General features: G+C 43.5%; 10 protein-coding genes. 3 read left to right on the top strand and 7 right to left on the bottom strand.

From position 1 onward, the window contains the following. Positions 1-535 precede the first annotated feature (535 nt). The 4 genes from ASU00_RS15675 to asnS form a co-directional block, all read right to left on the bottom strand. A complete protein-coding gene (locus ASU00_RS15675; RefSeq protein ID WP_057914405.1) occupies positions 536-1,075 on the bottom strand; it encodes a YpoC family protein in 540 nt (179 codons plus the stop codon). Continuing rightward, a complete protein-coding gene (nth, locus tag ASU00_RS15670; RefSeq protein WP_057914404.1) occupies positions 1,072-1,728 on the bottom strand; it encodes an endonuclease III in 657 nt (218 codons plus the stop codon). Before nth ends, ASU00_RS15675 begins: the two co-directional genes overlap by 4 nt. A 21-nt stretch (positions 1,729-1,749) precedes the next feature. Continuing rightward, positions 1,750-2,445 carry a DnaD domain-containing protein gene (locus ASU00_RS15665; RefSeq protein WP_057914403.1) on the bottom strand — a complete coding sequence of 232 codons (696 nt, stop codon included), beginning with the start codon at positions 2,443-2,445 and terminating at the stop codon, positions 1,750-1,752. Positions 2,446-2,561: 116 nt separating this feature from the next. Beyond that, positions 2,562-3,854 carry an asparagine--tRNA ligase gene (gene asnS, locus ASU00_RS15660; RefSeq protein ID WP_057914402.1) on the bottom strand — a complete coding sequence of 431 codons (1,293 nt, stop codon included), beginning with the start codon at positions 3,852-3,854 and terminating at the stop codon, positions 2,562-2,564. Positions 3,855-4,142: 288 nt separating this feature from the next. Here asnS and ASU00_RS15655 point away from each other — a divergent pair, with 288 nt between their 5' ends. Genes ASU00_RS15655 through ASU00_RS15645 form a run of 3 tightly spaced genes read left to right on the top strand, consistent with a single transcriptional unit; the run spans position 4,143 to position 6,117 of the window. Beyond that, positions 4,143-4,931 carry a fumarylacetoacetate hydrolase family protein gene (locus tag ASU00_RS15655; RefSeq protein ID WP_057914401.1) on the top strand — a complete coding sequence of 263 codons (789 nt, stop codon included), beginning with the start codon at positions 4,143-4,145 and terminating at the stop codon, positions 4,929-4,931. Continuing rightward, on the top strand, positions 4,928-5,716 hold the full coding sequence (locus ASU00_RS15650) for a fumarylacetoacetate hydrolase family protein (protein WP_057914400.1): 789 nt from the start codon (positions 4,928-4,930) through the stop codon (positions 5,714-5,716). Before ASU00_RS15655 ends, ASU00_RS15650 begins: the two co-directional genes overlap by 4 nt. 17 nt (positions 5,717-5,733) lie before the next feature. Further along, positions 5,734-6,117 (top strand): 5-carboxymethyl-2-hydroxymuconate Delta-isomerase, encoded by a 384-nt coding sequence (locus ASU00_RS15645; RefSeq protein ID WP_057914418.1) that lies wholly within the window; start codon positions 5,734-5,736, stop codon positions 6,115-6,117. A 69-nt stretch (positions 6,118-6,186) separates the two neighbouring features. Here the strand turns inward: ASU00_RS15645 and hpaB are convergent, their stop codons facing one another. The 3 genes from hpaB to hpaE all read right to left on the bottom strand — a co-directional run bounded on the left by hpaB (position 6,187) and on the right by hpaE (position 10,414). Beyond that, a complete protein-coding gene (hpaB, locus tag ASU00_RS15640) occupies positions 6,187-7,659 on the bottom strand; it encodes a 4-hydroxyphenylacetate 3-monooxygenase, oxygenase component (RefSeq protein WP_057914399.1) in 1,473 nt (490 codons plus the stop codon). Positions 7,660-7,890: 231 nt separating this feature from the next. Further along, positions 7,891-8,874, bottom strand: a complete 984-nt coding sequence (gene hpaD, locus ASU00_RS15635) for a 3,4-dihydroxyphenylacetate 2,3-dioxygenase (RefSeq protein ID WP_057914398.1) — start codon at positions 8,872-8,874, stop codon at positions 7,891-7,893. A 25-nt stretch (positions 8,875-8,899) separates the two neighbouring features. After that, complete coding sequence (hpaE, locus tag ASU00_RS15630; protein WP_057914397.1) at positions 8,900-10,414, bottom strand: 5-carboxymethyl-2-hydroxymuconate semialdehyde dehydrogenase; 1,515 nt, start codon at positions 10,412-10,414, stop codon at positions 8,900-8,902. Positions 10,415-10,436: the final 22 nt, after the last annotated feature.

Genomic DNA, 10,436 nt, shown 5'->3' with positions numbered 1-10,436 from the left:
TAACGGAGAACGGAGTGATCTACTCCAACCTCTTTAGCTAACTCTCGATAACTTACTAAATCATTCAAATAACGTTGTATGGCCTGATGCTTTACTTCTAAAGTGAATTTACCCAAATGAAGTACACCTCCTATTGTAAGATATGTGTCCAACAATGGGGGTGCACTTCAAAAGCCGAGGAGGCTCAAGGACCGCCTCTGGATAAGGGAGTGCCTGCAGTGGAATGAAACGTTCTAGGTACACCACCACAATACAATGGTCAAAAAGGATTTCTTCTTTGTTTTCATGGTCAGTAAAATGAAACGCTAAGTTTACAGCGCCACCAAACTTGAGGGCAATGAAAGTGTAACTTCGTAGTCACGCACAGTGGATCGCCTGCAGTGGAATGGAACGTTCATTGTACAAATCGTTAAAACTAGGGAACGGAGATTCTATCTTTGTTCTCAAGCAAAGTGGAATGCAAAAGCAAAAAAACTGCAGACAAAACTCCATTATTATCGAGTTTGACTACAGTTTGAAACGTCTAAGCTTCCGCTTAGACGTTTTTTTTGCCATGGGCATGTTTTATCATGTATTTTACGTATTGTTTTTCAAATTCTTGGAACAACTCGCTAAGCTGTCTATATGAAGGAAAGAAAGCCGGTCGAGAAAGGATGAACGAAAGCCTCTCTGTTACGTTTACCGGAATCGTTTCGAAGGACTCCATTTGTTCCTGCCAGGCTCTCAACATCACTGGCCTTCCATGCAACCAGAAGACCGCTGCTAAAAATAAGCTGATGCCCCGCTTCATGAGCCCTAAGGTTTGTCCCGCTTTACGTTCTGAAAATAACAGCCTGCATTCAGAATCAATTTGCTTCCATTTTTCCAGAACTTCCTTTACATGCTCAGCCCCATTTGACCAAGGGGGATAAGAAACCACATCATTTAAATAAAGAACCTCATATGGAAAGGATTCATATGGAATTGAAGCACTCCATTCCGCATAGAGTTCTTTATCCAAGACAATTTCCCTTTCAGGGAAAAACAAAGCATGATCCAATTCCTTGGGCACTTTCACCGATACAAGCTTTGTCACTTGGCTTCTTTCCTTTTCATTCGTTTTTTTCCTTCACGGCATACTTCAAGAAGAGGACAGACTTCACATCGTGGTGACTGCGCCTTGCAATGATAGCGTCCAAAGAAAATCAGCCGATGATGGGTAACGGACCATTCATTCATTGGGATCTTTGTCATCAAGGCTTTTTCAACCTCTAAGACGCTATCCTTCCAGCGGCAAAATCCCAAGCGCTTGGAAACACGCTCTACATGCGTATCTACAGCTATCGCTGGCACATCATAGGCAACGGAAACGACCACATTCGCCGTCTTTCTACCGACGCCAGGTAATTTAACTAGCTCATCACGATCCCGGGGTACTACCTTGCCGTATTCGTCGATCAGCATACGCGACAGCTTTTGAATATTTTTAGCCTTGTTACGAAACAAACCGATGGAGCGAATATCATTTTCCAGCTCTTCTATCGGAACGCTTATGTAATCCTCAGGCGTTTTATATTTTTGAAATAAATCCTTTGTGACTTTATTGACCAACACATCCGTACATTGAGCTGACAGTGCCACAGCAATCACCAATTCAAATGGATTGGAATGATTCAGCTCACAATGGGCATCAGGAAACATTTCCCCCATTGTATCCAGACAGTATCGAATTTGAGCTTTGTTCAACATGTTCGTTCTCCTTCATTTGCATTACTGCTCGAGCCAATTGTAAAAGGGCACATCTTTGATTGGTTGTACATTTTCTGCCTTCCGTTCCCTCTTTTGATGGACTCTGAACTTTTGCCCTTGCTCCCTTGCCTGTGCCAAGGTTTTTATCCCGTTCTTTTTCCATTCGAATAATATCCGATCAATGTAACGAAAATTCAACTTTCCGGAAATGACTGATTCCCTAAGCGCTGACTTGATGATTTCAGGCTGGTGGTCATCCTCCATCCACATTGCCAATGTCTCACATTCAAATGGAGATAAAGGACGGCCAAACTCCTGTTCAAAAATCGTATATAGGCTCTCCTCCGCTTTTTGCACTTCAGCCGACTCTGCCTGCTTCAACGTTCTCAGGAAACAGTCCATCATTTTTTCATATAGTGGCGCTAGTGAATATTTTTCCTGGCCGATTTCTTGTTTCTCTTCAACCGCCATCTGTACAAATCCCCTTTGAACCAACCGCTGAATCAAGAATAGACATTCCGTTTCCTGTAATGTCATTACATCGGATATTTGGGACGGTGCAGGGAAATGGTTACCTTTATCGATAAAGCTTTGCAATTGTAATAATAGGACCATTTCTTGTTCATTCAGTCCCATTGACTTATAGTTAGTCAACAAAAAGGATGGAATCGTTATCGTTCCTTCCTTGAACCACGCATATAAATGTTCTTTATTCATGTTTTTGGACACCTCATTTTAAGTATAACATGAATACGGCTCCCCGAATAAGTTTATAATTTTAACAAAAAACGGTTATCTGCCAAAAATGACAAGATAACCGCTTCATCACGAGATCAAGGGTATAAACGATTTAACAGACGTGGGAATGGGATCGTCTCCCGAACATGTTCCACTCCGCTGATCCATGCAACGGTGCGTTCCAATCCCAAACCGAAGCCTGAATGTGGTACAGAGCCGTATTTTCTTAATTCCATATACCATTTGTATGCGTCCTCGCTCAATCCATGCTCATTTATTCTCTGTTCAAGCAATTTTTGATCATGAATCCGCTCAGAACCGCCAATGATCTCTCCATAGCCTTCTGGGGCGATTAAATCTGCACAAAGAACGACATCCTCCCGATCAGCAGCTGGCTGCATATAGAACGGTTTGATTTTGGTTGGATAGTGCGTGATGAATACCGGCTTATCATAACTTTCGGCAATTGCCGTTTCATGCGGCGCACCAAAATCATCACCCCATTGGATATCTTCAAATCCCTGTTCGTGAAGGAATTTTATCGCATCATCATACGTAATCCTCGGGAAAGGAGCTTGTATTTGTTCAAGTTTAGCTGTGTCTCGGCCTAATGTATTCAACTCAAGCTGGCAATTTTTCAATACCGACTGGACTATGGAAGAAACGAACTGTTCCTGAACCTCTAAATTCTCTTTGAATTCGATGAAGGCCATTTCTGGTTCAATCATCCAAAACTCGATTAAATGACGTCTTGTTTTGGATTTTTCCGCCCTGAAGGTAGGACCAAAGGAAAATACTTTTCCTAGTGCCATGGCTGCAGCTTCCATATAAAGCTGGCCACTTTGTGAAAGGTATGCATCCTCATCAAAATATTTAGTCGCAAACAATTCACTCGTTCCCTCTGGAGCGCTTCCAGTCAAAATTGGCGGATCGACCTTGACAAAGCCTTCTTCATTAAAGAATTCGTATGTAGCACGGATGATTTCATTGCGGATTTTCATGACCGCATGCTGACGTTTTGATCGCAGCCACAGATGGCGGTTATCCATTAGGAATTCAGGACCATGCGCTTTAGGTGTAATTGGGTAATCCAATGATTCATGGATGATTTGAATATCTTTCACTTGTAATTCAAAGCCGAACGGTGAGCGTTCATCTTTTTGGATGACACCTGTTACATACAAGGATGATTCTTGTGAAACCGATTTCGCACGGGCAAAAATTTCTTCACCCACATCAGCCTTCACGACCACGCCTTGAATGAAACCAGAGCCATCACGGATTTGAAGGAAGGCAATTTTCCCACTGGAACGTTTGCTGGCAAGCCAGCCCCCTATCGTAACTTCTTGATCGACGAACTTGCTAGCATCTTTTATTGTAATTTTCACGGATTTCCCTCCAAAAATAACTTACCTTATAAGGAATTTACTCTACTTATTATACCTATAGCCCTCCTTACAAGCAAATAAATCAGATGATTGATATTCACCCATTCTCGATATGATTTCAGAAAGCCGATACAAATATAGCTTGATAGATTACTTTTTTCCAATCTTTCTGAATACCCTTCTCCATCCTCCATTATATCCTGAATAATCTAAAAACGGTTGAACATGATCAATAAATCATATACGATATCATATATGATTATAAAAAAATTCAAGGGGTGAGTATCCGTGGTAAAAGCAAGGGCGAAGCTTAAAGATTCAGAGTTTGCGGAAGATGTCGAGATATTAAATAATAATAATATGGTAATGAACGGAAAAAACTGTGAGTTATCTCAAGTCAATCTTGATGTTCCGGTTACAGGAACGGTGTATGGAACACTATTAAACTACAAAGGTTCATTGGAAGCGCTAAAGAATCAGGTCCACCACCCTCCTTATAATGAACCGCCTAAAGGTCCTGTGCTTTATATTAAACCTAAAAACACGTTTTCTGCTTTTGCAAAACCCATCCCCCTTCCAACTGGGGTGCCTGAATTGGAAATCGGCGCAGCCCTTGGAATTGTAATCGGGAAGACAGCCACAAGAGTCAAGAAAGCGCAGGCAATGGATTATATAGAGGGATTTACGATCGTCAATGATATCAGCATCCCTCACGAAAGCGTTTACCGTCCAGCGATCCGCTATAAAGCGCGTGATGGGTTTTGCCCGATCGGTCCTTGGATCGTCCCAAAAGATTCCATTTCAAACCCCGATTGTTTAGCGATCCGTGTGTATATCAATGGACAGCTTAAACAGGAAAATACAACGTCCAATCTAATACGGCCCATTTCCCGGCTCATTGAAGATGTAACAGACTTCATGACTTTGAATGCCGGGGACGTTCTTTTAGTCGGAGTTCCGGAGAATGCCCCTCTCGCAAAAGCCAATGATCAAATCAGGATTGAAATAGACGAAATCGGTTATTTGGAGAACCCGATTATAACTGAGGAAAAACTAGCCATGGAGGGAATCTCATGAAGAAAGCGCGTATAGCCTATGCCGGAGCCATCCATCTGGCATGCGAATATAAGGGACAGCTAAAATTAACAGATGGGCGGATCGTTGAAGAGCAAGATGTTGTCTGGCTTCCTCCGTTGGAGCCCCGTACTGTATTCGCACTAGGCTTGAATTATGCAGACCATGCGAGGGAACTTGCTTTTAAAGCACCGGAAGAACCTCTAGCCTTCTTAAAAGGGCCAAATACCTTCATCGGTCACCGGGGACAGACAAGACGGCCGCTAGATGCCACATATATGCATTATGAATGCGAACTGGCTGTCGTCATCGGTAAAACGGCAAAGGGCGTAAAAAAGGCAGAAGCGTTTGAGTATGTTTGCGGGTATACCATTGCCAATGATTATGCAATAAGAGATTACCTCGAAAATTACTACAGACCGAACTTAAAGGTTAAAAATCGTGATACTTGCACCCCGATTGGCCCTTGGCTCGTCGACGCCGGAGATATTCCTGACCCGATGAACCTTAGCATAAAGACATACGTTAACGGGAAATTGACCCAGCAAGGTAATACGAGCGACATGATATTCGGGATTGCTGAATTAATTGAATACTTCAGCAGTTTCATGACTTTGAGTCCCGGCGATGTCATATTGACAGGTACACCTGAAGGTTTGGCGGATACCGCTGTAGGGGACGAAATCACGACTGAAATTGAAGGAATCGGAAAGCTCGTCAGCACAATCGTCAGTGACGATATCTTTACAAAAGGGTATGAACCGACGGATATAAAAATCGATTGTTAATGGAAAGGACCAATCATATGCCTCATATCATTGTAGAATATACGGATAATATTAAAGATGACATCCAGATTGAAGAATTATTAATGAAAATGAATGATGTTTTGATCTCCTATCCCACCATCTTTCCAATTGGAGGAATCCGTTCCCGTGCCATTGAATTGAAGCATTATCGTGTTGCCGACGGCTCAGAGGATGATGCCTTCGTTCACGTCATACTGAAAATTGGCGCTGGAAGAAAAGGTCGTGATAAAACGGATGTATGTGACAAGCTTTTCGCAACGATGGAAGACCACTTCGCCCAGCTTTTTTCCAAGAGATATCTCGCCCTTTCCATGGAGCTTTCGGAATTCAGTGAATCGGGCACCTATAAAAAGAATAATATCCATAATCGGTTTAAGTAAAGATTGTTTTCCAATTGAAAGGCCTTCCTGATGATCAGGAAGGCCTTTCATTATTACACTCGACATGTATCAGTTAATTTCTGCGAGATGTTCTGACCGGTTTAAGAACTCCTTGACCCGGTCCACATATTCCTGTTTATCATAGCCGTTATATAAAGCGCTAGCCATGCGGATCGGATCTCCAAAAAAGAACCGTTCATACAGCGTTTGCCTTGTGCCAAACGAGCTCATGCACACATCCCATGCAAGCCGGTACAATCTGACCCTTTCATAAGCCGGACCATTTGCTGCCTGAAGATATTTATCTAAATCCGGCCGGAGCTCTGAATTGAAATCAGCTTCATTCGGAATCGCCATTAGGCCGCTAGCTCCAAGAAGCTGCATGATTTCACTGAATCTTGGATAAATTTTCGGATAATAATTACGGGCAATGTTCAACGGAGTGAAATCAGGTGTCATGATTCCCCACTTATCCACTTTTGCATTAGCCTCAGAAGCTGTAATGAACGCCTTCACCGTTTCAAGCGCGATGATGACTTCCGAAATCTTTTCCTGAACATGCTGATATTGCCCAATGTTGATCGTTTCCACCATTAGCTGCAGAATCCCAAGAACGAACTCCGTTTTGGTAATATTCTTCGCTACCACCTGATGCGTCATATGAACCACGGCATTGCTTTCAATATAAGCCTGGTTACAAATACCTACATCCCCGTAGGCAAATACCCGATTCCAAGGCACGACCACATCATCAAAAACGATGATCGTATCCATTTCCTCAAATCTTGAGCCAAGCGGATGGTCATAATGTGATTTGCCATAATCGAAGGATTCACGACAGATGAACTTTAATCCCGGTGTATTATTTGGGATGGAGAAAGCGAATGCATAAGGGTTTTCTTCTTCGGATTGCTTAAGCAACGTTGAAGGAAAAACCATGATTTCATCCGTTATTCCCCCTTGAGTAGCGAGTAGCCTTGCTCCTTTAATGATAAGCCCTTCAGAATTCTTTCCCGCTATCCTGGCAGCGATGTATGGATCGGGAAGGTTTGCCGCACTTACCCCCCTATTAACCTGCGGCTGAATCAAGGTATGCGTCAATGACAAATCCTTTTCGCGACAGAGCTCATAATACGCTTTCATATTTTTTGCAAATGCCGGATCCTGTGTGCCGAACATGTCCGCAGCCGAGCCATAGGCCATCATCCCGCTATTGATATAATCAGGCGACCTTCCCATCATGCCATTATTATGGCGGGCCCATTCTTGAATCATTTTTCTTCTTGTTTCGAGGTCTTCCTTCGTCCGGGGCTGCATGAATGATGTCCCTACCCTATCCTTCGAGGCCGGAGAGATATATGTCATGATGTCTTGTTTCCCAGGGTCATGCTGAAGGTCATATAATTCTGCCTGAGTTTTCATGACCCCCTGAAATGCTGGATGTTCACTGATTCTATCCTTCACTTGCTCTCCGTTGATCCATACATTCGCCTTTGCTTCGTCAACCCTATTAATATATTCTTCCCCTGTTTTTGCTGGCATGCCAGTTTCCTCCTCTAACCACTTTTCATGAAGCGCTTTCACATAATGATTACGAAAATCCAATTAATTACTTGAGCAAAATATACCGTGTGTCATTAATTACAAAAAACAGCTCAGCAATTTCTCAAGGAAGCTGCTTCCACTCCTATCGGACAGAACCGAAGTCTCTGAAACCTTACAGATAGTTCAGCAGTATGTGCTCACTGCTGCCCTATCCAAAACTCATATCCATTAGATGATGAATTCAGGCTTGCTTTTTTCTAGGATTGGGTCTTTAAGAGGAACTTCTTCGCGCGTAATGATATCAAGGACAACGGAAGCCTCATCGAACCAACAATCAGGAGCTTTGGCACCCCAGAAGGTTTGGCGCCTCGGATCATCCAAATCCCAATGGATCGGTTCGGTATCTGGATCGGACGTTAGATAATCGCCATTGTATAGTTCGATCCTATGTCCATCAGGGTCTCTTAAATAAAGGAAGAATGCGTTGGATAGACCATGCCTTCCGGGTCCGCGTTCGATGGATTGTGCATACCCGAGTGAGGCCAGCACATCACAAGCATGGATGATTGCAAGCGGATCAGGGAGCCAAAAGCCGACATGATGTAGCTTTGGACCAACTCCGTTCATGAAGGCCTGATCATGAACCGTTTGCTTTCTGTGAAGCCATGTGGCCCATAATTGCCCCGCCTCATCAACTGTATCTTCCGAGCAGGCAAAACCTAATTCTTTCACATAGAAATCAAATGCTTTTTGCACATTTGGGACACTGCAATTCACATGATCGATCCTCTGGACTCTTGCGCCCTTATGCAATTCGAAGCGTTGCAGCAGTCTCTCCGCTTTATCCATTTTACTGAAAAACTCCATTGGCAAGCCGGAAATGTCCTGAACCCGAAGCGCCCTGCCTAATGCATGCTGCGTTCCTTCTGCCATCCACTTCATTTTCATCCCTTTGGATTTGAATAGTGATTCCAGTTCATTAAGATCCTCATCTTTTTCTACCTTGTAGCCAATTGCTTCCACACTTGGCTTTTCCGCCTTTTGCAGGATCAGCGAATGATGGTGTGCTTCCTCCAGACCACGTAAATAGATGTGATCATTCGTTCTCTCCGTTTCAATGAATCCTAAGGCATCCACATAAAATGCTCTCGATTTGTCTAAATCGGTAACATTAAGAATCGTTCTGGCAACACGGATAATGGAAAAGCTCATTGTGTTCTCCCCTTCTCAATCTCGATTATTTTTCGGCAGAAGAAACGGCATTCTGTTTATCCACTCCAAACTTCGGGATGTGATGCTCACCAATTGCAACATGGATGACTTGGGTTTCCGTATAAAATTCAAAGCTATAATGGCCACCTTCACGTCCAACCCCACTATACTTCGAACCGCCAAACGGGATTCGCAGATCCCTGACATTTTGGGAGTTCACCCAGACCATCCCGCTATCGACAGCTTGAGCGAATCTATGTCCACGCTTCATATCATTCGTCCATACATATGCGGCAAGCCCATACTTAACATCGTTAGCCATTCTCAGGACTTCAGCTTCCGTCTTGAAGGGGATGACCGCCATCACCGGTCCAAAGATCTCTTCCTGTGCTACTGTCATATCATTTGTACAGTTTAGAAGAAGCGTCGGGGCAATGAAATTTCCTTCTTTGCACTCACTCGGGATAATACCGCTTACAATATCAGCGCCCTCATCTTTGGCTATTTTCAAATAACGGGAGACATTATCAAAATGGTTCCGATGGATAAGCGGTCCGATTTCCGTTCCTGGTTCCATCGGATCGCCAATTTTGATCGTGTGAACACGCTGCTTCAACTGTTGTACGAATTGGCCGATGATCGATTCATGGACGAATAGCCTCGAGTTGGCTGTGCAGCGCTCCCCATTGAAAGAATAAATTCCCCAAATAACGGAATCCAAGGCCTTTTCTAGGTCGGCATCTTCAAAAATGATCGCAGGTGACTTACCTCCGAGCTCCATGGAAAACCGTTTCATTGTATCGGCGCCATTTTTTATGATTTGAGCGCCAGTCGTCGTTTCACCGGTAAAGGAAATCAATTGTACGTCAGGATGGGCAACGAGCGATGCCCCTGCCGTTTCCCCGATACCGTGGACGATATTCAATACGCCTTTTGGCAAACCTGCTTGGTCAAAGATCTGGGCTAATTTATTGGCTGTCAAGGGAGACCATTCCGCTGGTTTAAGGACACAAGTATTACCTGTAGCCAGGGCCGGGGCGATTTTCCACGTTTCTAGCATGAAAGGTGCGTTCCAGGGCGTGATCAAGCCCGCAACACCTATAGGTTTATGAATCGTATAATTAATGAACGTATCATCCACCTGATACGATTCACCGATCAGCCTGCTTTTCACCATTTCAGCATAAAAGCGGAAATTCTCTGCTCCCCGTGCTGCTTGTTTCTTTGTCTGGCTAATGGGCAGCCCTGTATCAAGTGATTCCAGAAAAGAAATTTCTTCGGCATTTTCTTCGATTAAATCCGCAATCCTGCTTAAGTATGTCAATCTTTCTTCCATTTTCATCGTTCGCCATGGTCCATGATCGAATGCTTCTCTTGCAGCCGCTACCGCTTGATCGATGTCCTCTTTAAACCCTTCTGCGACATTATTGATTTCTTGATTATTAAAAGGGTTAAGATTGACGAAAGTTTTTCCTGAAATACCATCGATAAATTGTCCATTAATGTAATGCTGGACATCCTGCACGGGAAAAGTTGGCATGATGAAACCTCCTTCAATCTAT

This window comes from Peribacillus muralis (genome assembly GCF_001439925.1).
Classification (GTDB): Bacteria; Bacillota; Bacilli; order Bacillales; family DSM-1321; genus Peribacillus; species Peribacillus muralis.
This window is presented reverse-complemented; position numbering and strand designations above follow the sequence as displayed.